We start from the raw sequence: 26047 nt of genomic DNA on the forward strand, positions 1-26047 counted from the left end.
TTTTCGCTTGTTTTCAGTAGTTTTCCAGTAGGTTTTTCAGTAGTTTTACGTAAATCCCCGATCAGTATTACGGATGGCGCCTGTTTATTTTACTTTTCGGTAAACACATCATTCGTAAATTTGCCGAAATTTGCCGATCGCGGTGACAGACCCAGGAACATGGGACAAAAGATCGGGTTCTTTACCTTCTGGACTAAGGAAAGCCGCTGATTGTCCAGCAAAGCAAACCGCTTTCCCGCCCTGACAACAGCAACCGTGGATCCATTCAGGGGCAATTATCTAACGGCATCGGTACATCGTGATTTTTACTGAGAAAAGTCTCAGGTTTTTAAAGCTTTTATAAAGCTGAAACAACTTAATCCAGTAAAACACGGAAAAAACTTAAAGCTTTTGTAAAGATATTCAGCTTTGGGGTGGATTTGTTTTCAATTTAGCTAAAATTAAAGCAATTGAAGATTAAGATAGCCAAATAATCCGTATTTTTTTGGAGTATAACCACCAAATCATCATCCCAAAAAATATCTCCGAATATCTCCGAGTCACTCAGTGGACAAAAAACATCTATTTACCTAAGGAAACCAAGTAATTTAAGGAGGTTTTTTTATGAATAAAGTTAAGATTCTTAATGTATCATTTGACAATTTTTCTAAGATAGAACTTTTAGAAAAGCTCAAGCAGGGTGGATTTGTGATCACTCCGAATGTAGACCACTTAATGAAGCTACAAAAAGATCCGGATTTTTATCACATTTATCAAGAGGCTGATTACTTAGTTTGTGATAGCAAGATTTTAATGTATGCCTCAAAACTATTAGGCAGACCCCTGAAAGAAAAAGTGTCTGGTTCAGATTTATTTCCAGCTTTTTACCAATACTATAAGCATGATGAATCAATCAAAATTTTTCTGTTAGGTGGGGCGGAAGGGGTTGCCCAAAAAGCCCAGGAAAATATTAATAAACGAGTCGGCAGAAAGATGGTGATTGGCGCTTATTCACCATCTTTTGGGTTTGAAAAAAACGATGAAGAATGTGAATATATTATTGATTTAATCAATAAATCCAAAGCCACGGTTTTAGGGATCGGCGTGGGGGCGCCTAAACAAGAAAAGTGGATTGCTAAGTATAAGCATCGACTGCCTCATATTAAAGTGTTTTTGGCCATTGGTGCGACCATTGATTTTGAAGCGGGTTATCGGGCGCGATCGCCTAAATGGATGAGTGAACTCGGCATAGAATGGCTGCATCGGTTGATGTCTGAACCCCAGAGATTGGCCAAACGTTACCTAGTCGAAGATATGCCCTTTTTCTGGCTATTATTGCAGCAAAAACTCAATTGTTATAATTACAAAGTTCCCCTAGGGGTGTATTTGCGACAGGCGGGCTTAATCTCGGATGCACAATTAGAAATCATTATAGAACAGCAACGTAAACGGCCAAATTTGCGTTTAGGAGATTTTTTGACGATGTATGGGTGGCTGAAGCCGGAAACTGTTGATTTCTTTGCCGAACAATTCCCTCAATTACCCCGAATGAACCCACAACCCTTGGGTCAATATCTCAAAGCCGCAGCCTTGTTAGATGATGTACAAATCAGCAGAATTTTAGAAGAACAAAACCAAGTCAATTTACGATTTGGCGAACTGGCAGTCCGCAAAGGATGGGTGAGACAGGAAACTATAGACTTATTCCTTTCATCTTTGAATGCTGAACAAAAATCTTACTCTTCCATCACGGCGGGCGATCGCGATTCGTCCTGGCAGAATCCAGTCCCAAAAAAGGTTAAATTATCCTAGGTAAATCCGTCTCGATAAAAATTAATCAGTTCAGTCCAGTTCAGTCCAAGGAGTGTTGAAGCAAAGAATCAACCTCCTTGTGTCTTTTTAGGGTGGTTTACTGGAACAAAAAAGTGGCCATATGCTGCCTAGAATTCGCCCCACTCACCAGAATGGGAGGCTTGATTGTCAAAAAAACTTGAAGATCGCCGCAATCAAGCGTATATAAGCTGTTTCATCTCCGATGCGAGGGTGCATTTTTCAGCCAAACCCCAGAACGGTCGGCGATCGAGTGGTCAACGGATTAAAAGCCTACAATAATAGTATCAAGGGCTTAAACCTGACTCCACTAGATCAAAATGCCCAGCTTGGATCTGGCTTTTGTCTAGTGCTTATCGCAGTGGCTGACCAACACAGAGGTGACAATGGAAACAAAACAATACAGTGAAAATAAAATCGAACCAGCACAGGATTTTGAGCAACTGTCACCGCTTCAGCCGGTAGCGCCGCAGTTGCCGCCACCATTGCCATATACAGACGATGAGGTGGATGAAGAAAACGCACCCAAGCAGAAAAAAGCCAATATCATCTTCCCACTGGTCAGAATTTTATTAAGAAAAGGGTGGCTAAGTCTGATTCCCACCATCTTATTTGGTGGGCTGGCATTCAAGTTCGTTCCCTCATCCCCTCTGGGATTCACCGGGTCTTTTCAGTTATTAGTGGAACCTTTAACTTCTGAAGGCGCTAAGGCTGAACCCGGTGCCTTAACGGGAACTAATAGAATTGCCGGAGCCACTGGGCTGGATTATGTGACTCAGCTACAAATTTTACAAAGTCCTCAAATATTAGAAGCAATTCTGAAACAAGTTCAAACTAAGTATCCAGATTTTCAAAAATTTCAACTCAGACAAGGTCTGATAGTTCGGCAGGTTGTTGTCGGCAAGAATGCCAGAGAGGGGGCGACAAAATTAATCGAAGTCGTATATCAAGATACACAATTGCCTACGGAAGGTCAGGAAAAAACCCAAGAAAGAGTTTTATTTATTTTAGATGCTATTGCTAATAAATACTTACAATATAGCTTAGATGAACGCCGCAGTCGCATTAGTGAAGGGGTGAAGTTTATTGATGAACAACTGCCCGGATTAGAGGCAGAAATGAATCGCATTCAAAACCAAATTCAAGAACTTCAGCAAAAATATAATTTGACAGATTTGAGTGTTTTAGCCACTGAGTTAGCGGGTCAAAGAAGCACTTTAAATGGTCAACTGTTTGAAGTGAATCAGTTACTCGCTGAACAAAGAACCCTCTATCTAAACTTAAAACAATCCCTGGGAATCACCACCAACAATGAAGCCGTAGAAGAGTTTACCATGCTCCAAAGAACTCGCTATCAAGACCTGTTGGCACGGTTACAAGCTGTAGAAACTCAGATTTCCACGGAGTTGGTGCGTTTTAAAGAGGAGAACCCGGTGATTTCTGTGCTCAGGGAGGAGCAACAAAATATTTTAGCCGCCCTGAGAGCGGAGGCACAGACGGCTTTGGGAGAAAACCTCACAGATACAGAAAATAATCCACAGTTGCTGGGATTGCCGAACGAGATTCGTCAGGGTCGGATTGTTCAGATCGTGGATACATTAACTCAAATTGATATCTTGGAAGTCCGTAAAAGAGTATTAGAGCAAGAACAACTTGTTTTACAACAAAGAACTCGTGACTTTCCCGAAATTTCCCGTCGATATAATCAATTGCAAAATAAATTACAAATTAGCAACCAAACGTTTTATCAACTTTTGGACAATCGTCAGAAACTACTGATTGAGGCAGCCCAAAAAGAAGTTCCTTGGCAAGTAGTTTCTAAACCAGATTTACCTCGATACCCCGATGGTTCGGTGATTCCGGTTTATGGAGAATCTCGAAAAAAACTCTTGATGATGGCAGCGATCGCCGGTCTAGGATTAGGGTTGGGGGTGGTTTTGCTGATCGATATCGCTCGGAATATCTTTTTTACCCCTCAAGATATCGACGATCTGGTTCCATTTCCCATGTTGGGAATTATTCCCCGCGATCGCGGCGTCACAAAATTGACGATATCCTCAGAAGATACCAGTTCTTTATCCTTGACCAATTCTGGCGCCGCATCGGATGCCAATCAACCCGTGGGGGGCTATTCTGACAATCCTGAGTTCCTGGAAGCCTTTAGTTTGCTATTTGCGAAACTGCGGTTTCTCGCGGCGGATTTCCCCATCCGTTCTTTGACCATTGCATCCGCGCAAGTGGGGGATGGTAAGTCTACCGTTGCTTTGCATTTGGCCCAAACTGCCGCCCTGATGGGTCAACGAGTGTTATTAGTCGATGCGAATTTACGCCGACCAGCCCTGCACCAGATGTTAGATATTCCTAACTTCAAAGGACTGAGTGATGTGTTGATTAATAAAATGTCACCCAAAGAGATCATTTCGCGATCGCCTCTAGCGGATAACTTATTTGTGCTGACTGCCGGTGCGCCCACCCCGGTTGCCCCCAAATTACTGGCGTCTCCGCAAATGCGTTATTTAATGGAAGAATTAGAATCAATGTTTGACTTGATCGTCTATGATACTGCTCACCTGCTGGAGTTAGTGGACACGAATTTTCTGGCTGAACATACCGATGGCATTTTAATGGTAGTGGCAGTGAAGAAAACCAAACTTTTGGCGGTGAACCAAGTCATCAATGACCTGAAGAATTTTAATTTGTCGATTTTAGGGACTATTGCCAACGATCTAAGATAAAAACGATCAAAAAATCAGTTATGTTCAAAATTAAAAGCATATGAATAGGCAATTTTCCGTTGATAATCGAATGAGAATCGAAACAGGGTGCTGGCAACAAATACCGCAATAAATTAATTTAGCAAAGGCGATTTATGGCTTGTAAAAAATTTCTTTTTCTGTCGCTACAAAAGAGGGGGCTGGGAATAGGGGTTTGCTTTTTTTTCCCCACAAAGCATCGATACTATCGATGCTTTGGAGACCAACCGCCTACTTCCGTAACGCTATATATTATAAATAGTTAGTAATCAGTAATATTAAAACGTCAAATCCGCAAGTAATTTTCAGCGATCGCACCCCAGAACCCTAAACAAAACCCCGGAAAACTCTAGATATAGAGGGTAAAAATCCATCGCTTGCCTAAATCTGCACCGTAGGTGACAAGCGCTACAATTTTTTTTCGGGAAATGCTCTAGTCATGGATGACAATCCTGCCTAAAATTTGGAAAAAAACCTACCAATTTTGGCAATCACGGATTAGCATATAAGCGTGAGCAATCTTAATTCTCCTTTGAACTCATTGAAACAAGGCCATTGGTTTAAACTGATTTGTGGTGCAAGTTATCAACACCTGCCATCGGTGCGAAATCTGACTTTGGCCTACGCCCTCGCAGGCGCTGACTGTATTGATGTCGCAGCAGATCCGGCGGTGATTGCCTCTGCAAAAGCAGCCCTACAAGTTGCAGAGCAAATTGAGGCGCAAATTGTGGCGCAAATTGTGGCGCAAGGAATTTTCCCCCATGCTGAAGATATTTCCCAGAAAAGAGCGAAATTTTTTGGCCGCACTCCCCTGCTGATGGTGAGCTTAAATGATGGAGAAGACCCTCATTTTAGAAAAGCGGAATTCGATCCAGCATTTTGTCCGCCAAGTTGTCCCCGTCCTTGTGAAAAAATTTGTCCCGCAGAAGCGATCGCCTTCCCCAAATCTCCGACCGATGCCGCCTTTGCTGGGGTGATCGACGCCAAATGCTATGGTTGCGGGCGTTGTGTCCCGGTTTGTCCTCTGGGACTAATTCAAACTCGTTCTTATGTCTCCACCCCCCAAGCGGTGGCGGAATTAGTTTTACCTTGCGGGGTGGATGCGGTAGAAATCCATACCCAAGTTGGTCGCTTAGAAGATTTTAAACGGCTATGGAGTGCGATCGCTCCTTGGGTACATGGACAAGGCGATCGCCCACCCCTCAAACTCATAGCCATCAGTTGTCCCGACGGAGAAAACTTAATTGACTACCTATGGTCAATCCATCAAGTCATCTCTCCCCTCCCCTGTGCCCTGGTTTGGCAAACCGACGGTCGTCCCATGAGTGGCGATATCGGCGCAGGCACCACCCATGCCAGCATCAAACTCGGCCAGAAAGTTCTCAGGGCGGGACTTCCGGGGTACGTTCAACTAGCTGGTGGCACCAATCACCACACAGTTAGCAAACTGCGATCGGTCAACTTGCTGAAAAGCAGCCATCCAGGAAATCACACTGAACCAAAAGATCAAGCAACGGAGCAACCAACCATCGCCGGAATTGCCTATGGCAGCTATGCCCGCGTCTTGTTATCTCCGTTATTAGATCGCCTGGAACAACTCAGTAGCCAAGAACTCCAGAGCAACATTTATCTGGAAAATTACCCCAATTTGCTGGTAGAGGCAGTTAATTTAGCCAACTCCCTTGTTTCTCAACTCAAAATGGGTTTAGAATTACAATGTAGTACACATAATACAAAGCCATGACCAAACCACCACTCACAACCCCTGATTAACCAAAACCTTCTCTCGTTGTCTTTTATTTACTGCCCACTTCTCGACACGACTTATATATGGTGAATTCCAACGGTATGCAAATCGTCCACAAGCAAAATAATCGGCCAGCATCAATGGTTGGGTCGGAAAACGTCGATCTCGGGCGGACTCAGATGACCGACGATCTGGACATTTTGCTGGAGATTTTTCCTGATTCCATTCGGAAACACTTAGAAAAGCATCCGCAGCTTGGCAACTTAGTAGAAGTAGTCATGGATTTGGGACGACTGCCGGAAGCTCGTTTCCCTGGTGGAGCCGAATATCTGTCCCAGACCCCCATCTCCAAAGCGGATTTAGAATACTCGATTTCTCGCGTTGGTAGCTTCAGTGGAGATAACCGAGCCGGAATAGAGAAAACCCTGCATCGGATTAGTGGAATGCGGAATCGCAAAGGCGAGGTAATTGGTTTAACTTGCCGGGTCGGTCGGGCAATTTTTGGCACCATTAACATGATCCAGGACTTAGTGGAAAGTGGCCAATCGATTCTGATGTTGGGCCGTCCTGGGGTTGGCAAAACCACCGCTTTACGGGAAATTGCGCGGGTATTAGCAGATGATTTGCACAAACGGGTGGTGATTATTGACACCTCCAATGAAATTGCCGGAGATGGGGATATTCCACATCCAGCCATTGGTCGAGCCCGTCGGATGCAAGTGGCAACCCCGGAACTTCAGCATAAGGTGATGATTGAAGCGGTGGAAAACCATATGCCAGAAGTCATCGTGATTGATGAAATTGGCACCGAACTGGAAGCCCAGGCCGCCCGAACCATTGCCGAACGGGGGGTACAGTTGGTGGGCACCGCTCACGGGAATCAGATTGAAAACTTGATTAAAAACCCCACCCTGTCCGATTTAGTCGGGGGAATTCAGTCTGTCACCCTGGGAGATGATGAAGCCCGTCGCCGAGGTTGTCAAAAAACCGTGTTAGAACGCAAGGCGCCGCCGACCTTTGCCATTGCGGTGGAGATGTTGGAACGCCAACGGTGGGTCGTCCACGAACAGGTCAGCGAAACCATTGATGCCCTGCTGCGGGGCCGCGAACCTGTGCTGCAAGTGAGAACGGTCAGCGATACGGGTGAGGTGACGATTAGTCAGCAGGGAGGTGCTGAATCCTCTGGGAAAATTCCCGTGCAACCTTTTGGGGTGAGTGGTTGGCGGTCTTCGGGGAAGATGAAGCCATTGCCCAATCAAATGGACTTGAATGTGGGCCGTCAGACTCGTGCCGACCGAGGGAGTGAACCCAAGTCTTTTGAGCAATTGCTGAATGAATCTTTGCCCCCCTCAGACCATCTATTTAATCGGGCTGTTAATCAGGCTGATTTTGATTACGATTCGGTAGAAAATTATGCCGGTCCAAATGGGGAAGATTTGCCGATTCATGTCTATTCTTATGGGATTAGTCATCAAAATTTAGAGCAAGTGGTGAAATCTCTGAATTTACCGATCGCGATTACCAAGGATATTGATAGCGCTGATACGGTTTTAGCGTTGCGATCGCACGTCAAAAACCACTCTAAACTGCGACAAATGGCCAAAAATCGGCAAGTTCCCATCTATACGATTAACTCCAGCAGTATTCCCAAAATCGCTCATTCTTTGCGGCGAATGCTGCACATGGATGACGCAGAAATGACGGAATTAACTGACCTTCAGTTATTCAGTGAAAGTGGCAGCGAACATGAGTTAGAAGCCCTGGAAGAAGCCCGGTTAGCAGTAGAACAAATCGTCATTCCCAAAGGGCAGCCCGTGGAATTATTGCCGCGATCGCCCAAAGTGCGGAAAATGCAGCATGAGTTAGTGGAACATTATCGGTTAAAATCTGCCAGTTTTGGCGATGAACCTAACCGCCGTCTGCGGATTTATCCGGCTTAATTTATTACTTTACTCACTTTACTCACTTTACTCAAAAAAACCCGGTTTCTTGTTTCTTGGTTCCCTGCCAAGTCTTAGGGTGCGTTAGGCGGCCATAATATTTGAGCCAAAACCAGTTATATTTATCCGCCGTAACGCACCTTTATTTAAGCAACTAAGAAACCCGGTTTCTGAGATGAGAATAATATATAACTATCCGTGCAGAATTTGTGAAATTTTCAGATTCCCCTCTCCCATGATCCGCCCCCCGCGAGGCGGCAGGCGTCGGTTAGGGGTGAGGGCAAATTTTAGATTTTGTTTTAGGATTGCTATATATGCGGTCATGTTTCGCCCGTGCAGTATTCTATTAACATGAAACCCGCTGTCACCCCTGTAAATAGAATTATGATATATGATAATATTTCAAGCAACATAATTAATTTGAAGCGTGATTTGAAGCGTGATTTGAAGCTTGAATATACGTGATTCCAGAATTTGATGAAAACGGCAATCTACCACCAGGAGTTCATTTTTGCGAATGGGAGGAGTTTAAAGACCGATTTGCCACAAATTTGACTAGCCAGCGGATGATCGATGGTTTAGAATTGGCAATGACCCAGTTAAAAGCAGCAGGCTGTAGAACTATTTATATTAATGGTAGTTTTGTCACCAGTAAAGAAAAACCTGGTGATTTTGATGCTTCCTGGGACGACAATGGGGTTGATCTTAATTATTTGAAAGCGATCGCTCCTACTTTATATAAGTTTGCTGGACGACGTGCCGAACAAAAAAGCAAATACAGGGGAGAGTTTTTTCCCGCTAACTATCCAGCTAATGAAGACGGGATAACCTACATAGACTTTGTCAATTGGATACAAGAACAAATAACCGCAAAGGAATTATTGCCATAGATTTATCGAGGTGGAACCCATGATTATTAAAAATGAGCAATAATATCAGAAATATCAGAACACTTTAGATTGCTTGAGACGATTTGAAAAGTCTGTAGCGGAATTGGCAGTTAATGAAAGTTTAAAAGCCGAGCCTGTGCGTTGGCAACTTTACCGAGATGCCTATCAAAGTAAAGTTGAAGAATTAAAAGCAGAAATTGCTGAATATGAAATGCTGATTAATTGTCACCAAAATCAGCCGATTTATATTCAAGTTGAAAGCATGAATAAGCTGCCTGATGCTTTAATTAAAGCCAGAATAGCCGCCCAAATGACTCAGCAAGAACTGGCTGATATTTTAGGGATTTCTGAACAGCAAGTTAGGCAGTATGAGGAAACAGATTATCAATGTGCCAGCTTTGGGGAAATTCTGGAAGTGAGTACGGTTTTGGGGGTAGAATTTAAAAGCGCGATCGTGCGGGTAGATTTTGAGGAAATAGCAGCGGTTAAACAAAGTGCAGCTAAATGGCGTCAGGAAAAAGTTAGGATGATGGCTAAACTTTGATAAATTAAACCACTTGCAAAAATTTTTGCTAAAATTACGCGATTAATTTGGGCGTATGTAGGGGCGCTTCGGCTTGCGATCGCGGTGGTCGGTCCTCTTATAGTAGGGTGTGTTAGGCGGCAAACATTGACAGATTTTCACCAAAATTTTATTAACCAAGCTGCCGTAACGCTTATTTTAATAATTTAATAATTTAATATCTTGAGGTTTTGGTGCGTTACGGCGCTGAATTGAACTTAATTATATTCATGCAGAAATTACTCCAGCGCAAAGACATACCCTACTTTTTCTTTCTTTGTGTCTTTGTGGTAAAAAAATATTGTTTGGTGCGTTACGGCGCTGAATTAAAATTAATTGTTTGAGGCAAAAATCACTCCAGCGCAAAGACACACCCTACTGCTGCGTATATGCTTTTAATGCCGCAGCTTTCACCGCGTCCTGGACAATGGGAAAAGTATTCAGAATATGTTGAAATTCCGTTTCGGTGAGTTGATAAAAATGGGCAATCATGCCATCAAGTTCTGCCCGCAGTTTTGCCCGTTCCATTTCATCAGTCACACCGTTTTTATGGGAACCTAAACCCACTTCTGCCGCTAAATCATCAAATTCTGGGGTGGTACAGATCAGTTTGGCTGCCCGTTCCACAATTTCGGTAAAATAAGGGTCTCCTTCCGTGAGTCGAGGGACGGGTAGTTGGTAAATGTAGAACATATTAATATTTGCAGATACCATCGATCTTAGGTAAGCATCTATGACAAATGAGTTTCCCAAACTTAGCATTGCTAACATTTCAAATCCTGAAAGATTTAAATTACAAGTTGATAATACTGAATTACCACAAAAAATATTTGACGGCATCATACTAATAATTAATGTTCGGATATCTGTGTTGCGAGCAATGGCTCTAAATCCTAAACGATAATTTTGATAATCTAATTTTTCACCGATATCTGTACCTTTTTTCCCAATAATTGCTTGTCGTCCTTCTTTTTCATCCACCCAATATCTCGGTTCAGCAAACTGGTGAGTAAACTGATGAATCATCTTCCCTTCATAAAGTGGCAAACGACCTGGCTTCGGTTCCGTTTTAAACAGATGACTATCAGTGGTCATATTAAACTCTTGCTTTAACTTCAAATTCCACTTACCGGGAATTTGTTCGCCCAAGAGGGGAAAACGAGTCATTTTTTCAGCAATTTGAATATCCAACGGATTCTGAAACTCCATCACTGAAATAGAATCCGGTGATAGTTTACGAATTAGCGGCACAGAAATTTCTACTTTTTCACTTTCATCTTTTAAAAAAATATCTAACTGTTCTTTGCGGATGGCTTCGCGTGGATCGATCCGAAAAGCTGCGTTAAATGATTCAGTCTGACCCCCTTTTTCAAAATTCAGTAGGCAAAACTTGAAGCGATGATCCACTTCTTCAAAAATAAACCTTTCATTAGATAAACCAAATAATGTACCAAGGCGACATTGGGAAAACAACATTTACCTTAGCTGCTTGCTGCCTAAATCTGTATAAATTCCACTGGGAATCACCATCCCACATTGCCCACGGGGATGCAGCAAATTAAAACATTGTTCCACAAATAGAGAATATAAATTAATTTTTCTGGCTACAGTCTTGCCATTCATAACAGAATTTTGATTTTTGTACTGTTCGGCTTGTTTAAAATAAGCACTCACATGAGGATATCCACTGCAATAATCTAACCAAGCTTGGGCTATATCTGGATCTTCTAAAAGTTGTTTTTGCTTTTTTTTCCAAGCGTGTATATCCAGTTTTTTCTTTTGAATTAAATTGTCATAATGCTGAAAAAACTCTTTTTCATCAGTTTGAAACACTTCCCAGGGTGGATTAGCAATAATCACATCAAAGCCGCCTTTTTACTGAAGAATTTTATCGAAGTGATAAACCCAGTGAAACGGCTTTAACTGTTCCATATCTGCAATGGATAAAACTCGCTTTTCCCCCTTGCTTTTTAACTGGGCTGCTTCATACTTAATTTCCAACTTTACACTAAACTAATCTAACAATAACTGATTTAATTTAGCCATTGACTCGCGGTTCACATCTTCTATATGATTTCGCAAGATTTGCAGCCGGTTTTCCTGAGAAGTTCCCCCAACTTATCCCAACTGAAAAGCGTGTTGTTTATATAACTCAATACTGCGATTTTTTTCCGCTAAAATAGCTTGATAATCACTCGCAACCAAACCCTGTAGTATATCTAGATTGCCAGCCGTATCAAAACTTTTATCGTCAACCCGAATCAAACCAATCAAAGAATTCCCCGCCATAATATTAAAATCAATATTCGGCAACGGTTCCAACTCTGCCACGGACTGCGCGGAAAAAGCCACAAAAATAACCGTAACTTGGCAATTTTTGTGGCTTTTTCCATAATATCCACCCCATAGAAATTATGGGTAATAATCCGCTTTTTGATAAAATAAATTAAGGACGGATGCTGCTTTTCCGTTTCCTTTAACCACTGCTTTAACTCGCGGCTACCTTTTAGCTGAATTGTGCCAATTACTGCACTATAAATCCCGATCAGAGTCTTCATTGCTGCCACCAAAAACGCCCCCGAACCACAAGCGGGATCTAATATTGATAAATGGGGCAATATTTCCTGAAGTAGCAATTGACAGCGATCGCTATCTAAATTTAGCAATAGGTGATTAATATCTTTAAATAAAAAACTGTGATTATGGGCATTTACCCGATCCAAAATCTACTGATAAATCGTCTTTTTACATAAATATTCGGTAATTTACGGGCGAGTATAATACGCCCCAAATGCTTTCTGGTTAATATATTTTTCAAAAATATAACCCAATACATATGGGTTAATTTCATCATCCCGTTTCCCTGGGGTGTCATTCAGGTTCCAAGAATACCGAGAAAATAAGTCTAAAATTTGCTCAAATGCCGCATCCGCAATATTAATTTGAGGATAATCTTGTTCTATTTTATGCTTGAGAAATAATCCCCCATCCAGATATGTCACCTCACCGACTAAGGCTTTCACCTGTTCATCCCGGTGTTTCTCCGGTTTGGCAAAAGCTTCAAAAAATAGGGTGTGTAAAAATTCTCGATAAAATAAGTCTTTGCCCCGCTGCTGACTGGCTTTTAACTGATTTTGCAGATAGTCCAAATTGCCGCGATCCAAAAATCCCTTACGCTGCAAGAAATAGACAAACATCAAGCGGTTTAACATGACCGAAGTGTACCAACGGCGATCGCTTTCTCGGTCAATTCCCTGGATATAGGCTAAAAAATTATAGTGTTCTTCTTTAAACTCTTGATAAAATTTCTTGGTGACTCGTTCAACATCAAAGCCAGTTTTTAACTTATCGGCAATTTGGATAACTGACGGTTCTCCCAGTTCCCAGTCAGACAACTCAACCACCAGAGAACTTAACTTACTTAAAAATAAATATCCGGGCTGCCCCTTAATATATAGATGGTCGCGAATATATCGTTTTGTCCCGTCCCGCTTCACCCAATACCATAAACTCCGACTGCGATCGCGATCGACAAAAATCAGCAAATTTTCCCGATAAAGCTGTTCAATTTCCTGATAAATTGCCTTGCATAATTTTTTATCAGCAATTTGCTCATTATCTGCGTTAAATTCAAACACTAACACCCCGGAAAATTGGGCAATCATCGAATAAGCATAAGTCTGAGATTCTATTTTTAAAGTTATAGGTTTTGTGGTTGCCGGTTGCGACCAGCCTAATTCTTGAATAAATAGATCGTCAAAGCGAAAATCATTTAGTAAATCGCGGCTTTTTGGGAAAAAGTTTTCACCTAGGGACATAACTTATTGCTTGAATTGGGGTTATGGTTGTTATTATACAATAATATAGTATAAAATCTTATAACATAAGATTATAGTTATCGTAGGGTGCGTTAGGCGGCACAAATTAACAAATTTTCCCCAAAATTTTATTAAAACAGCCGCCGTAACGCTTAATTTAATCGAGAATGAGAAAAATTTGTCGGTGGTTATCTATCGGTGTTTGGTGCGTTACGGCGCTGAATTAAGATTAATTATTTGAGGCAAAAATAACTCCAGCGCAAAGACACACCATACTTTTCTCTTTATTTCTCTTAAATAAAAGTAAATCACATCCGTCGGGGGTTAAAACCCCCGCCTCATAGCGAAAGTCGGTTAAAACCGACTACAAGCATTATATTAAAAGCATTTCAGTCGGTTAAAACCGACTTTCGCTCTCTAGCGGCGGGAAGACGATTCCCAGGCGGTTAAGGTAGTTTATTAACCTAAAAACCGCTATAATATAGTATAAAATATTATAGGGTGCGTTACGCCTAACACACCCTACGGCTATTATTTCATCGGGGTAAATAATCCCAGGGAACAGATAATTTGTGATTGTTGAACTGCGGCATCTTGGTTAATTAAACAGAGGCGATCGCTTTGAAAAAGGCAAATGTTTGATCGCATTTAGCCATTCATCCATTTCAGAGCCTTGAGCAATTATCTCTAAATCTCTGACATACTATCCAATTGTTCCTCCCATTTGATGTCCAAAAATAAAACCAGCAAATTCTCGACCTTGACGTTGCCAATTTTCAGCGAGGGCTTTAAACAGAATATCTTGGGTAAAAATAACTCTACCAAGTGTTCTAACTCGTTCCAGTAATTCTTCATCGGTTAACGTCGCTGATTCATCATCGAGCGCCGTTAAAACATCAACCCCACGACGACGCAACTGATCGGTAATTGCCTGGGGAACATGAACATCCATATAAAGTTTTAGAGAAATTTATCGTAATCCTTTGGCTTGTATCCGAACAAAAAAGGGCGATCGCGGCAACTGGGATTTTGCTTGTTCTGCTTGTTCCCATTCTGTGCGAATTTCTTGGTTAATTTCTTGTTGATGCTCGAAATAGTAGGTCATTGCTGCATGAGCTTCTGATAATTTTAAATATGGATGTTGACGGCAAATTTCCTCAACTGACCATCCATAAGCTAGATAGTCCATCACAATTTGAGCTACAAGCACGCGGGGAATTCTTTGCAATTTTGCGGGTTCGCCAGAAACTTTCTCAATATGAGGATAAGTTACAGTAGAGGTCATAGGATTTTCTCAATAGACCTTATAATAGCGATTTTTCAACCATTGGTGGGGCTATGGATATAACTGGAGCGGATTTTTATCAGACTTCTGGCACAATGCCGGAGCGATCGCCCCAACCCCCCTTAAAAACCTCACTTGGCTTTTCTTTCTTTGTGTTTCTTTGTGTCTTTGTGGTAAAAAAATATTGTTTGGTGCGTTACGGCGCTGAATTAAAGTTAATTATTTCATGTAAAAATAACTCCAGCGCAAAGACACACCCTACTGCCAGAAATCGATTGGAGTCTAGATGAAATAAAAGACATTCTTGCTTTAAAGGATGGGCGATCGCTCACCTGTCAGGCGGTTTGGTTTATGAGCGTCTCAGCAAAAAAGTTATCCCATTTACAAAAATTCATCCCACAGCCCCTAACATTCTTCGGGTGGGTATTTTGCCCACCCTACCATATATGATGGTGGAATGCCTGCCCACCCTACAATATAAATACTCATAAAAAGCCCCAACCAGGGAATCAGGGCATTTAACGTTTGAGTTCAGCAGCGGTAGAGAAACTTGTGTATCCCCTCAATAATCTGTATTCTGCCGCTGCAACAATTTTTTGGGCTGCTGACAGCGATCGCGACCCCCGATCGCTGGCTTCGCAGTGCCAGGGATCTAAGAACCATAGAGCAAAACTTATGCAAACAGAATTTTTTTCTAATTGCTAAATCAATATAACTAATCAGAGTAGTGTAAAGTTAACAACATCCAAACGATAGGGCGAACTTTATGCAAACATAATTTTTTTCTAATTGCTAAATCAATATAACTAATCAGAGTAGTGTAAAGTTAACAACATCCAAATGATTTAACTATCATTACTTAGTTTTTGAAAGCTTGAAGTCGTTAGGCAATCATACTCAATAGTTTGTTGTTGAGTATTTTTTGAGTGCGCGATCGATCGCTGATGCCAGATTCATTTCCCCGCCGATATTTATCGATAGCGGCTCCCGCGTACAGTTCATTGATTATTCTAATATTCCTCATCAGAGGAGACACAAGGAGGTAGGTATTCGTGGATTTTTTGTCGCTTTTTCTAATGGACTTCGTTAAGCAGTTGCAGTCCCCAACCCTGGCCTTTTTGATTGGGGGGATAATCATTGCTGCCCTTGGTAGCGAATTGGTAATTCCAGAGTCGATTTGTACGATCATCGTCTTTATGCTACTCACTAAAGTCGGTCTGACTGGTGGAATGGCGATCCGCAATTCTAATCCGGCGGATGTACTGTTACCTGCATTGTTTGCCGCAATCACAGGGATTGTGATTGTATTCGTCGCCCGCTACACATTAGGCAAGCTGCCCAAGGTCAAAACCGTGGATGCGATCGCGACTGGGGGATTGTTTGGCGCCGTCAGTGGTTCTACGATGGCCGCTGGTCTGACGGTACTGGAAGAACAAAAAATCACATTTGAGGCATGGTCTGCGGCACTTTATCCCTTCATGGATATCCCTGCGCTCGTAACTGCGATTGTTGTGGCCAATATTTACCTTAACAACAAAAAGCGTAAAGAATTAGCCCGCGCTGCTATGGAGGGGTCTTTGACCAAGCAACCCGTTGCCGCAGGGGATTATCCCAGCACTCGGCAGGAGTATCTCAGCCAGCAAAAGGATCCTGATGATAACAAAGTCAAGATCTGGCCGATTATCGAGGAAAGCCTCCGGGGTCCTGCCTTATCGGCAATGCTGCTCGGCCTCGCCCTTGGCCTGTTCACCCAACCAGAAAGTGTGTATAAAAGCTTCTACGATCCCCTCTTTCGTGGCTTGCTTTCGATCTTGATGCTGGTCATGGGGATGGAGGCTTGGTCACGACTTGGGGAACTGCGTAAGGTGGCTCAGTGGTATGTTGTGTATAGTTTAATCGCACCGTTTGTCCATGGGCTGATCGCCTTCGGTCTCGGCATGATTGCCCACTACACCGTGAACTTCAGCATGGGCGGCGTCGTGATCCTGGCCGTTATCGCCTCCTCCAGTTCAGATATCTCAGGTCCGCCCACATTGCGAGCCGGTATCCCGTCGGCCAATCCATCGGCCTATATAGGTGCGTCCACAGCAGTTGGTACGCCAGTGGCGATCGGCTTGTGTATCCCGTTCTTTATCGGTCTTGCCCAAGCGATCGGCGGAATCCAACCCTAGACGGGTCGCGGTCTGTCGGCGCTCCCTTGACCGGGCAGACCAATTAGATTAATGTACTTAATTTAAGGAGATAACCAATATGGCCAAGAAAGCCAACAAGCTCGTCATCGTCACAGAAAAGGTTTTAATGAAAAAGGTCGCCAAGATCATTGATGAATGCGGGGCGACTGGTTATACGGTGGTAGATACTGGCGGTAAAGGCAGTCGCAACGTGCGTTCTACGGGTAAACCCAGCACAGCCGACACTGATTCTAATGTGAAGTTCGAGGTACTCACCGAAAATCGGGAGATGGCTGAGGATATTGCGGATAAGGTCGCAATAAAGTTTTTCACCGATTATGCGGGCATTATCTATATCTGTGAAGCAGAGGTACTGTACGGGAGACATTTCTGTGGACCAGAGGGCTGTTGAGTCGAGACGACGATGGCGGTTCGCCCGCGTCACTCATTGACGACTAGGCTCGTCTCAATCCAGGCAACCGCATCCAAAGCATGACCGTGGTCGATGGGTTGCCTTTTTCATACCCCCCAGTTTTATGAGTTCCTCAAACCCTTAACCTTCATCGCTTTAAACTTATGATTTTGTCCCAAATTCTGCCTCCTTTTAGTGAGGGGATAGCCGCTCTCATGGCTCCGATGCCATTCCTGGCGACCGTTGTTGCTGAGGATTCACCCATTATTCTGTCTGGGGTATTGCTGACGCTGGTGGTGATTTATCTGGCCAGCAAGTTCGGGGCAGAGGTCGCCAGAAGATTGGATTTTCCGCCCGTCCTGGGGGAACTGGTCGCTGGTGTGATTGTCGGCGTTTCGGCGTTGCACCTGGTGATCTTTCCCGAAGGGGGGCTGTCTGCCTCTGACTCGGTGATTATGACGGCGCTGCAAAGATTGAATCAATTAGCACCGGATGCGCTGACCCGGATCTTTGAGTCGCAAAGTGAAGTGATTTCGGTTCTGGCTGAAATCGGCGTGATTATTCTGCTGTTTGAAATTGGACTGGAATCCGATCTGCGGCAACTGAAGCAAGTGGGAATTCAAGCCACGGTTGTCGCCTGTGTCGGAGTCGCGGCACCTTTTGCCGCCGGTACAGCAGGATTGATGTTGGTGTTTCATGTTGCGGCAATTCCAGCAATTTTTGCGGGGGCAGCGTTAACGGCAACGAGTATCGGCATTACTTCTAAAGTGTTGTCAGAGTTAGGTCAACTCAAATCCAAAGAAGGGCAAATCATTGTGGGCGCGGCGGTGATTGATGATGTCCTCGGCATTATTGTCTTGGCAGTGGTGGCAAGTTTAGCCAAAACTGGTGAAATTGATGTCGTCAATGTCATTTACTTGATTGTCAGTGCCACGGCATTTTTGATTGGCTCAATTTTGTTGGGTGGTGTCTTTAACAAGACTTTTGTGGCGATTGTGGATCGGCTCAAAACCCGTGGGAATATCGTTATTCCAGCATTCATCTTCGCTTTCTTTATGGCATTTTTAGGCAACGCCATTCATCTCGAAGCGATTTTGGGTGCCTTTGCAGCGGGTTTGGTGCTGGATGAAACCGATGCCCGGAACGAGTTAGACGAATTAATCAAACCTATCGCCGATTTGCTAGTACCCATCTTCTTTGTGACGGTGGGAGCGCGTGCCGACCTCGGTGTTTTGAACCCGGCTGTACCGGAGAATCGGGCGGGACTATTGATTGCTGTCTTTTTGGTCGGGGTGGCGATCGTTGGCAAACTGGTGACGGGCTGGGGAGTGTTTGGCATACCCGGAATCAACCGCGTCGCGATCGGGGTTGGCATGATCCCTCGCGGTGAGGTGGGTCTAGTGTTTGCGGGGATTGGCTCGGCGAGCGGCATTTTGGATAAGCCCTTGGAGGTGTCGATTATTATCATGGTGATCTTGACCACTTTTCTGGCTCCGCCTTTTTTACGGGTTGCCTTTGGTTCATCGACAAATCCCATCCCAGAATCTAGCACTGCTGAATAAACAGCGAGTGAGTAAAGGTTTTGCCACGGTTCTCACCATTAGACATTTCCATAAATCAGATATAAAGCCTTGATATGGCTTTGTGACGGGCAATTATTGGAAATGTCTATTGTGCTGGGGCGAAGCATTAGCGCCGATAATTTTTTGGTTGATAGTGAAGATTTATCCGCGAATGCTTCGCCCTTATTGGCATATTTACAAAGTCAATGTTTTTAGAAAAAATTATAAATTTACCGTCAACATTTTTTACTAAAATTAAAAGCTATAGTTAAATTGTAGTTATAGTCATTTCAATTGTGCTTGATCCAATGCTGTAGGGGCGAGCAAGCGAATCGCCCCTACAATATCTGTTGATTTGCTTCTTTGGGCGCAATGGTTGCGCCCTTGATGTATTGTCTCAAGTACACTGGAAATAACTATAACTGGGCTTTGCTAGGATGCCCGATCGCCTTTGGAAATGTGAAAATGAGAGTCCCCCTGGATGGATCTGAAACCCTGGAAAACCTTGTTTCACGGTCAGGCATAATTTTAATAATCAAACCCATAACTAAATTAAACATTCAACAGGTAAAAAATAACCACCCTTTGAATTATGCTCAAATTATCACCTTCTCAAGGTTGCATCCATGCAAAATTTCCTAGATAATCCTTCGTCCAAATCTTACGCCTGGTTAAATCGCACCAAGATTGTGCGATTTTTAGAAACCATCCAAGACTTGATCGTTATTTCTTTGTGTCTTGGCTTATTCTGTTTCATGGTGTTGGAGTTGCGAGAAATGTTTTTCTCCCTCTTGCCTCCCATCGAATTTCAAGAGGTAACGGCTGATATTCTGTTTTTATTAATCTTAGTTGAATTATTTCGCCTGCTGATTATTTACTTACAAGAACAGCGGGTTTCAATTGGCGTTGCGGTGGAAGTTTCTATTGTTTCGGTTTTGCGAGAAGTGATTGTGCGAGGAGTTTTAGAAACCCCTTGGGTGCAAATTCTGGCCACAGGATCATTTTTAATAGTTTTGGCCGGATTGCTCTTAGTGCGTGCCTGGATTCCGCCAACTTTTGAAGGGATCGATCCAGAAAGAACGATTGCTAATCGTTACAAAAAAACCGTCAAAAGCTCTACGATGGCAGCAGAAGAATTCCCCCACGAATTAGATTAATTTCAATCCATGCAGAGATAACAGGCATCCGGTTTTTCCTAAAAATCGGGTGCTGATTTTTTTGGCCAAACTGGGAACTCGAAAAATTGCGATCTGTATTTTGCCTGCTTTTAAATAAGCCAGAATTGCTTAAATATAAATAAGTGTGGCAGGGACTTAATCAGATTTCTGCCGAGGCACTGATGAGTAAAGGGCGCGTGTATGGGGGGTGGATCGCGCGAATCATTGACGTAAATTAAAACATTTGTGTCAACGGCGTTCATATAGCATATCTCTTGTAAACTGCGGAGCGTTAGAGGGAATGGGGTTTTGTTGCATTCGCTCAACAAGTAAGGTTAAAAATTTCTGCCTAGTTGCAATATCAGTAATCTTGGGGGGAATGACTTGAGGTGCTTTGACAAAAAGCTCAACCTCAACACCGTAGAGGCAAATCACAGGCTGTTTGAAGGGTAAACGTACCACTATGGTAAATCGCTTTCAGGGCTTGGGGCATAGGGAAAGCTCCATCATAAGAATTAGGGGTGAGATAGTTAATTGCTTACAGTCTAACCTATGTAAAACAATTTCTGTGAGGAACAATGACGAACAATACACATTATTTTGATATAAATTACAAGCGATCGCGATTTTTTTCCCTATTAGTTAGGATCAAAGATCGCCAATAACTTCTCGGAGTTTATCAGCGAAAACCACCATTTTTACTTGCCCAATCTCGATCGACTAGAAACAGAGAACATTAATGGTTTTAAAGGCAACGACTACCAGTGTTTATTTGATGTTGTATCCTAAACTTGATCTTGCCAAAGTGCTTGTAGATAAACCAGAATTGCTGAAAGAAGTGTGGCAGGCACTTAATCATATTTCTGATGAGGCACTGATGAGTGAAGGGCGCGTGTATGGGGGGGATTGCATAAACTGGATCTGAGGGAATTGGGTAATGCTTTGTGCGATCCGATTGTTAAGCTTTCACCGTAAATGCCTGGTTTTGTAATTCTTGAAATATCATCAACTGTAGGGGCGAAGTATATAGCCTTTGGCATGGCTTCGCTTACCGCGCCGACAATTTTTTGGTTGATAGGGAAGATTTATCCGCGAATGCTTCGCCCTTAAGGTTAATTTAGGAACCCGCGCATTAGCGCCGACAATTTTTTAGTTGATAGGGAAGATTTATCCGCGAATGCTTCGCCCTTATTGGCATATTTACAAAATTAGAATTTAATTGTAAAAATTAATATATTTTCCGGCAAAATTTTGTGATAATATCAAAAGTCTTGATTAAATTAAGAGGTGATAAATGCGAAGACCGATCGCGATCGATTTATTCTCAGGCTGTGGGGGAATGTCTCTGGGACTTGAGGCGGCTGGATTTGATATTGCTGCCGCAGTAGAACTGGATCCAATTCATACTCTAGTTCATCATGTTAACTTTCCCTATAGTGTCAGTATTTGCCAAGATATTAATCACTTAAAAACCCAAAAGTTAATGACTCAAATCAAACAGAAAGGGTTTAGCTGTGAAGTGGACTTAATTGCCGGGGGGCCACCGTGCCAAGGCTTTTCTCATATTGGCAAACGGCAGTTAGATGACCCCAGAAATTCTCTGGTATTTCAATATGTCAGAATTATCAAAGACCTCAAACCAAAATATTTTATTTTCGAGAATGTGCCGGGAATAGCATCGGGTCAACATCGGCAATTTTTGGATGAATTAATCAGCGAATTTAAGCGCATTGGTTACGTTATTGCTCAACCGATTAAAATTTTGGATGCCTCCCGGTTTGGCGCTCCCCAAAAAAGAAAACGCTTAATTCTGATTGGCAGTCGTAAAGATGTAAAGCCAGCCCATTATCCTCTAGAAACCCATCAGGAAACCGAGGCAAATATCAATCCGGTTAATACGGTCGGCGATGCTATTGCCGATTTAGCTAATATCCCCGCTTTTGTCCATCAAGATAGAGGCATTGATGCCAGCAAACTAGATTATTCTGGCTTGAGAAAAAGCTTTGCTTTGCATCCATCAGCCGCCTATTATCTTTGTCATAAACGGAAAAACGATGGCCAAGTTTGGGGGCATATTGGCTCTAATCATACCGCCAAATCTACTACCAGATTTTTATTAACTGAACCGGGAACTGTAGAAAAAACCAGTAGATTTTTTAAGCTTTCACCTTCAGGACTTTGTAATACCCTGCGGGCAGGTACAAGCAGCGATCGAGGGGCGCATACTGCCCCTAGACCGATTCATTATCGCGAACCGAGATGTATTACAATTCGAGAAGCTGCGAGACTGCATACATTTCCCGATTGGTTTCAATTTCATCGCACGATTTGGCATGGCTTTAGAGAAATTGGCAATGCGGTAATCCCGATGTTATCTAAATGTTTGGGCGATGAAATTATTGAATGTCTCAATATTGATTTAAATACTCTAGAAATTAAGGACTTGCCAGAAGTAGATAGTCAATATTTGACCTATAATATGGGGCAGGCTTCAGCTTATTGGGATGTCCCAGATGATGTAATTGCTAAAAGAAAAAAAGTGATAAAAAATGTCGCATAATGACTAAGTTAAAAATATAAAATATAGATAATTTAGCAAGTTTAATAAAAGCATATTTTAGTTAAAAATAAAATTAGATCAATGGTCAATGCTATAAGTTTATTTTCCGGTTGCGGGGGTTGCAGTTTGGGACTAAAACAAGCTGGTTTTTTGGTTAACTTGGCGGTAGATATTGATGAAACCGCTTGTGAAACTTATGCCAAAAATATCGGTGGCAATCCTATTTTGACAGTGGATTTGTCTCATGTGAAACCAGCGCAAATATTAGATCGATCGCACCTTTCTCCGGCTGAACTCCACTTAATCGTTGGTGGGCTACCCTGTCAAGGGTTTAGTTCAGCCGGGACTAAGGATTGGGCAGATCCGAGAAATAGTTTATTAAAAAAATTTGTCGAAATTATCATCGACTTAAAGCCAACTTGGTTTATCATGGAAAATGTTGAGGGATTGCTCACCTCTAAAGAAGGCTTTTATCTGATTTCAGCCATCGCAAGTTTCTTGGAATCAGGCTATTGGGTACGCGCTGAAAAAATTTACATGGAACGCTATGGACTACCGCAAAAACGAAAACGCATATTTATTGTGGGAAACTTAGAAGAATGTTACTTTGAATTTCCCCCTTCATTTTGCGCTGATTCTGAGCAAATGTCTCTATTTGCTCAACAGCCTCATTGCTCAATATTAAATGCGATCGGCGATCTGCCAAATCCTCCCGAGTCCGGTGTAGTTTTTTATGACAAATCTGCCCAATGCGATTACCAAGCGCAATTGCGGCAAGCGGAAAATCAACCAATTCGGCAGCACAAAATAAAATCAGTCAATGGGATTACTCAAGAGAGAATTAATCTATTAATTCCAGGGGGAACGATGAAAGATTTACCCTCACATCTTCAACACGCGAGTTATCAAAAACGTGCCCTTAGAAGAGTGATGGATGGAATGCCTACAGAAAAGCGAGGGGGGGCACCCAATGGATTAAAACGTCTTTTATCCGATCAACCCTCATTAACAATTACTTCCGCGTCACCCAATGAATTTATCCACCCTTGGCAAAATCGTCTTTTGACTTTGCGAGAATGTGCGCGAATTCAATCTTTCCCAGACTGGTATGAATTTCAAGGTTCTTGGAGTGAAATCGCGAGTCAGATTGGTAATGCAATTCCACCATTATTTATGAATTTATTAGCCTCCCATATTAAGAAAATAGCGACTTGGCAACGGCGACCAAATTCTCAAGGTCGATGGTTGGGGATTGATGCCACTAAATCAAGCGGAAAAAGTCCCAAATTAGCGAAAATGCTTACTCAACTGGAAAAAATCACCAATTCTTATGCTAGATAAGGAAACTCGTCAACTGATTAATAAAGCCAGAACTTTAGGCAGCACCGGGTTGTCTGTATTTCTGGAAGATGCTGAACTGATTCGACTTAGTTTTAGACTCTAATCCTTCGACAAAATTGGCATATTTAATCGCTGAATACTCTAAATATAATGGTATAGCTTATATTGGAGAGTCAGCCTGGAATCATCTTGAGACAAAAGCTGGAAATGTTATGGGTTATTTTATTAAAAAATATATCAAAATTACCCTAGAAGCAGTTAAAAATACAAATACAAAGTTGGAGCCAATTTATCTAGAATTTAATAACAATAGTGTTGTGGTAAAAATTGCCGATAACCATTTTTTATTTACCCATTATATTGATAAAAAATATCGCAATGTTCACTAATATTGAACATAAAAATAATTACTACCAATCCACCACCTAAACCGCATTTAAAAGCAAAAAGTTGGATTTATTGCGGAATTTATTGCGGTTTAGGTGGTGGAATTTATTGCGGAATTTGTTGCATAATTTACGGAAATTGGTATAACATCAGTCAGGGATGACGAGAATTGCCTGAAAAATCAGCGACGATCGCTCGCGATCGCCCAATAATTGATCTATGAGATAGGATATAAAAAAACCTCATTGTCTTTCACCCTCTGACAAATTTAAGTGACTATGACTGAGAGCAAAACTGCAAAAAACCAGCCTGCAAAAAACCAGCCCGGTTGGACTTTAGACCTGCGCGATGAGCGGGTAATTTTAGATTGGATGCCGATTTGGGAATGGTTTTATCGCTACTATTTTCGGGTGGAAAGCGATGGTTGGCATCATATTCCCAGGACGGGTCAATGTTTGTTTGTGGGTTCCCACAATGGCGGACTGGCTTCTCCAGATACCTCGATGGTGATGTATGATTGGTTTCGGCGGTTTGGAACGAAGCGTCTGGTGTATGGTTTGATGCACCGGAATGCTTGGAAAGTCGATTCTCGGTTGACGACATTGGCGGCCCAAATGGGGGCTGTGATTGCTCATCCGAAAATGGCGATCGCGGCTTTCGAGAAAGGGGCAAGTGTGTTTGTTTATCCCGGTGGGGCGCAAGATGTGTTTCGGCCCCATCATAATCGCGATCGCATTCACTTAGCCGGACGCAAAGGCTTTATTAAACTAGCCCTGCGGCAGGAAGTGCCCATTGTCCCGGTGATTTCCAAAGGGGCTCACGACACTTTAATTGTCTTAGGGGACTTCTACGAACAAATACGGCAACTTCATCAATGGGGGATGCCGTGGTTATTTGATGTTGACCCAGAAGTATTTCCCATTTACTTAGGTTTGCCTTGGATTATTGGCATTGGCCCCCTACCAAATTTCCCCTTACCGATGCAAATTAAAACTCGCATTTGTCGGCCTATTGAATTTGAATATTATGGGGCAGAAATGGCCAAAGACCGGGATTATGTCGATATTTGTTATGAAAAAGTCCGCTATCATATGCAGTTAGAATTAGACCGTTTAATGGTGGATCGACCTGGTTTGTAATTTAAGCTTTAAATAAACCTTAAATACCAGCAGTCAGCGGTCAGTAGCCACGGCTTAAACCCGTGGCGAATTTTTTTTACCTTTAAGCCAGTAAGTCATCATTTCACGTTTACCTTTGACTGGAGTTAAACCTCTGGGTTCAAACTCATAAAATGCTTTTAGCTGTTCATAGATGCTTTCTGTTACTTGAATTTAACCAGTAATTCCCATATATTCCATCCGAGAAGCCACATTTACTGTGTCGCCCCATAAGTCGTAAATAAATTTATTCGACCCAATTACCCCGGCAACCACCAGCCCAGAATTAATGCAAATTCTAATTTGAAAAGGTTCTCCTTGGGGAGTTTGAAATTGAGCGATCGCCTGCTGCATATCCAGGGCCATATCCGCGATCGCGATCAGATGATTCTCGTTGGGAATTGATAAACCTCCGACCACCATATAAGCATCGCCAATGGTTGGCTCTTTAGGACTTACGGTGGTAAGTTTATCTAATCAAGTTATCAAATTTTTA

23 protein-coding genes and 1 pseudogene are annotated in these 26047 nt (G+C 42.6%); 16 read left to right on the forward strand and 8 right to left on the reverse strand.

The genetic code is table 11. From position 1 onward, the window contains the following. The first annotated feature begins 603 nt into the window (after positions 1–603). From ABWT76_RS28550 to ABWT76_RS28580, 7 genes are all read left to right on the forward strand, one after another. The gene (locus ABWT76_RS28550; RefSeq protein WP_072160765.1) at positions 604–1791 is read left to right on the forward strand and encodes a WecB/TagA/CpsF family glycosyltransferase; all 1188 of its coding nucleotides are present in this window, start codon (positions 604–606) and stop codon (positions 1789–1791) included. A gap of 165 nt (positions 1792–1956) precedes the next feature. Next, on the forward strand, positions 1957–2091 hold the full coding sequence (locus ABWT76_RS28555; protein ID WP_255353195.1) for a hypothetical protein: 135 nt from the start codon (positions 1957–1959) through the stop codon (positions 2089–2091). A gap of 104 nt (positions 2092–2195) precedes the next feature. Continuing rightward, a complete protein-coding gene (locus ABWT76_RS28560) occupies positions 2196–4544 on the forward strand; it encodes a polysaccharide biosynthesis tyrosine autokinase (protein ID WP_354635321.1) in 2349 nt (782 codons plus the stop codon). Between the two features lie 529 nt (positions 4545–5073). Next, entirely contained in the window at positions 5074–6306 is a 1233-nt protein-coding gene (ldpA, locus tag ABWT76_RS28565) for a circadian clock protein LdpA (protein ID WP_354635322.1), read from the forward strand. A gap of 143 nt (positions 6307–6449) precedes the next feature. Further along, positions 6450–8249 carry a R3H domain-containing nucleic acid-binding protein gene (locus ABWT76_RS28570; protein ID WP_242049667.1) on the forward strand — a complete coding sequence of 600 codons (1800 nt, stop codon included), beginning with the start codon at positions 6450–6452 and terminating at the stop codon, positions 8247–8249. Between the two features lie 461 nt (positions 8250–8710). Continuing rightward, positions 8711–9139, forward strand: coding sequence for a DUF6932 family protein (locus ABWT76_RS28575; RefSeq protein WP_231636788.1), 429 nt, complete (start codon positions 8711–8713; stop codon positions 9137–9139). A gap of 73 nt (positions 9140–9212) precedes the next feature. Next, positions 9213–9683, forward strand: coding sequence for a helix-turn-helix domain-containing protein (locus ABWT76_RS28580; protein WP_231636787.1), 471 nt, complete (start codon positions 9213–9215; stop codon positions 9681–9683). A gap of 393 nt (positions 9684–10076) precedes the next feature. On the opposite strand, the gene ABWT76_RS28585 is transcribed toward ABWT76_RS28580, so the two are convergent. The 7 genes from ABWT76_RS28585 to ABWT76_RS28615 all read right to left on the reverse strand — a co-directional run bounded on the left by ABWT76_RS28585 (position 10077) and on the right by ABWT76_RS28615 (position 14804). Continuing rightward, on the reverse strand, positions 10077–11177 hold the full coding sequence (locus ABWT76_RS28585) for a hypothetical protein (RefSeq protein ID WP_354635323.1): 1101 nt from the start codon (positions 11175–11177) through the stop codon (positions 10077–10079). Continuing rightward, positions 11178–11561: an Eco57I restriction-modification methylase domain-containing protein gene (locus ABWT76_RS28590; RefSeq protein WP_354635324.1), complete on the reverse strand. Its 384-nt coding sequence runs from the start codon at positions 11559–11561 to the stop codon at positions 11178–11180. It lies immediately after the preceding gene. A 258-nt stretch (positions 11562–11819) separates the two neighbouring features. Next, on the reverse strand, positions 11820–11975 hold the full coding sequence (locus tag ABWT76_RS28595; RefSeq protein WP_354635325.1) for a hypothetical protein: 156 nt from the start codon (positions 11973–11975) through the stop codon (positions 11820–11822). Next, positions 11972–12424, reverse strand: coding sequence for a DNA methyltransferase (locus ABWT76_RS28600; protein WP_354635326.1), 453 nt, complete (start codon positions 12422–12424; stop codon positions 11972–11974). Before ABWT76_RS28600 ends, ABWT76_RS28595 begins: the two co-directional genes overlap by 4 nt. A gap of 42 nt (positions 12425–12466) precedes the next feature. After that, the gene (locus ABWT76_RS28605) at positions 12467–13519 is read right to left on the reverse strand and encodes a hypothetical protein (protein ID WP_354635327.1); all 1053 of its coding nucleotides are present in this window, start codon (positions 13517–13519) and stop codon (positions 12467–12469) included. Positions 13520–14222: 703 nt separating this feature from the next. Then, positions 14223–14471: a DUF5615 family PIN-like protein gene (locus tag ABWT76_RS28610; RefSeq protein WP_199317203.1), complete on the reverse strand. Its 249-nt coding sequence runs from the start codon at positions 14469–14471 to the stop codon at positions 14223–14225. A gap of 18 nt (positions 14472–14489) precedes the next feature. Next, positions 14490–14804 carry a DUF433 domain-containing protein gene (locus ABWT76_RS28615; RefSeq protein ID WP_190876893.1) on the reverse strand — a complete coding sequence of 105 codons (315 nt, stop codon included), beginning with the start codon at positions 14802–14804 and terminating at the stop codon, positions 14490–14492. Between the two features lie 1052 nt (positions 14805–15856). Between ABWT76_RS28615 and ABWT76_RS28620 the strand changes: the two genes are divergently transcribed. The 9 genes from ABWT76_RS28620 to ABWT76_RS28660 all read left to right on the forward strand — a co-directional run bounded on the left by ABWT76_RS28620 (position 15857) and on the right by ABWT76_RS28660 (position 25533). Then, positions 15857–16975, forward strand: a complete 1119-nt coding sequence (locus ABWT76_RS28620) for a sodium-dependent bicarbonate transport family permease (protein WP_354635328.1) — start codon at positions 15857–15859, stop codon at positions 16973–16975. Positions 16976–17054: 79 nt separating this feature from the next. Beyond that, a complete protein-coding gene (locus ABWT76_RS28625; protein ID WP_054466629.1) occupies positions 17055–17387 on the forward strand; it encodes a P-II family nitrogen regulator in 333 nt (110 codons plus the stop codon). A 215-nt stretch (positions 17388–17602) separates the two neighbouring features. Continuing rightward, complete coding sequence (locus ABWT76_RS28630; RefSeq protein ID WP_354635329.1) at positions 17603–18949, forward strand: cation:proton antiporter; 1347 nt, start codon at positions 17603–17605, stop codon at positions 18947–18949. Between the two features lie 626 nt (positions 18950–19575). Continuing rightward, positions 19576–20106 (forward strand): phosphate-starvation-inducible PsiE family protein, encoded by a 531-nt coding sequence (locus ABWT76_RS28635; RefSeq protein WP_354635330.1) that lies wholly within the window; start codon positions 19576–19578, stop codon positions 20104–20106. Positions 20107–20845: 739 nt separating this feature from the next. Beyond that, entirely contained in the window at positions 20846–21031 is a 186-nt protein-coding gene (locus tag ABWT76_RS28640; protein WP_354635331.1) for a hypothetical protein, read from the forward strand. A gap of 369 nt (positions 21032–21400) precedes the next feature. Continuing rightward, positions 21401–22666, forward strand: a complete 1266-nt coding sequence (gene dcm, locus ABWT76_RS28645) for a DNA cytosine methyltransferase (RefSeq protein WP_354635332.1) — start codon at positions 21401–21403, stop codon at positions 22664–22666. Between the two features lie 81 nt (positions 22667–22747). Next, positions 22748–24007 (forward strand): DNA cytosine methyltransferase, encoded by a 1260-nt coding sequence (locus tag ABWT76_RS28650; protein ID WP_354635333.1) that lies wholly within the window; start codon positions 22748–22750, stop codon positions 24005–24007. Between the two features lie 116 nt (positions 24008–24123). After that, positions 24124–24396 (forward strand): hypothetical protein, encoded by a 273-nt coding sequence (locus ABWT76_RS28655; RefSeq protein WP_354635334.1) that lies wholly within the window; start codon positions 24124–24126, stop codon positions 24394–24396. A 276-nt stretch (positions 24397–24672) separates the two neighbouring features. Further along, on the forward strand, positions 24673–25533 hold the full coding sequence (locus ABWT76_RS28660) for a lysophospholipid acyltransferase family protein (RefSeq protein ID WP_054466605.1): 861 nt from the start codon (positions 24673–24675) through the stop codon (positions 25531–25533). A gap of 54 nt (positions 25534–25587) precedes the next feature. Here the strand turns inward: ABWT76_RS28660 and ABWT76_RS28665 are convergent. Continuing rightward, positions 25588–26001: pseudogene (locus tag ABWT76_RS28665) on the reverse strand (adenylate/guanylate cyclase domain-containing protein); the annotation flags it as partial. Positions 26002–26047: the final 46 nt, after the last annotated feature.

Origin of the sequence: Planktothricoides raciborskii GIHE-MW2 (assembly GCF_040564635.1) — a bacterium.
GTDB classification, from domain to species: Bacteria; Cyanobacteriota; Cyanobacteriia; order Cyanobacteriales; family Laspinemataceae; genus Planktothricoides; species Planktothricoides raciborskii.

Coding starts and splice junctions, on each gene's coding strand:
- ABWT76_RS28550 (WP_072160765.1), top strand. CDS start 604: ATGAATAAAGTTAAGATTCTTAATGTATCATTTGACAATTTTTCTAAG.
- ABWT76_RS28560 (WP_354635321.1), top strand. CDS start 2,196: ATGGAAACAAAACAATACAGTGAAAATAAAATCGAACCAGCACAGGAT.
- ABWT76_RS28570 (WP_242049667.1), top strand. CDS start 6,450: ATGGTTGGGTCGGAAAACGTCGATCTCGGGCGGACTCAGATGACCGAC.
- ABWT76_RS28585 (WP_354635323.1), bottom strand. CDS start 11,177: ATGTTGTTTTCCCAATGTCGCCTTGGTACATTATTTGGTTTATCTAAT.
- ABWT76_RS28605 (WP_354635327.1), bottom strand. CDS start 13,519: ATGTCCCTAGGTGAAAACTTTTTCCCAAAAAGCCGCGATTTACTAAAT.
- ABWT76_RS28610 (WP_199317203.1), bottom strand. CDS start 14,471: ATGGATGTTCATGTTCCCCAGGCAATTACCGATCAGTTGCGTCGTCGT.
- ABWT76_RS28615 (WP_190876893.1), bottom strand. CDS start 14,804: ATGACCTCTACTGTAACTTATCCTCATATTGAGAAAGTTTCTGGCGAA.
- ABWT76_RS28625 (WP_054466629.1), top strand. CDS start 17,055: ATGGCCAAGAAAGCCAACAAGCTCGTCATCGTCACAGAAAAGGTTTTA.
- ABWT76_RS28630 (WP_354635329.1), top strand. CDS start 17,603: ATGGCTCCGATGCCATTCCTGGCGACCGTTGTTGCTGAGGATTCACCC.
- ABWT76_RS28635 (WP_354635330.1), top strand. CDS start 19,576: ATGCAAAATTTCCTAGATAATCCTTCGTCCAAATCTTACGCCTGGTTA.
- ABWT76_RS28640 (WP_354635331.1), top strand. CDS start 20,846: ATGGTTTTAAAGGCAACGACTACCAGTGTTTATTTGATGTTGTATCCT.
- dcm (WP_354635332.1), top strand. CDS start 21,401: ATGCGAAGACCGATCGCGATCGATTTATTCTCAGGCTGTGGGGGAATG.
- ABWT76_RS28650 (WP_354635333.1), top strand. CDS start 22,748: ATGGTCAATGCTATAAGTTTATTTTCCGGTTGCGGGGGTTGCAGTTTG.
- ABWT76_RS28660 (WP_054466605.1), top strand. CDS start 24,673: ATGACTGAGAGCAAAACTGCAAAAAACCAGCCTGCAAAAAACCAGCCC.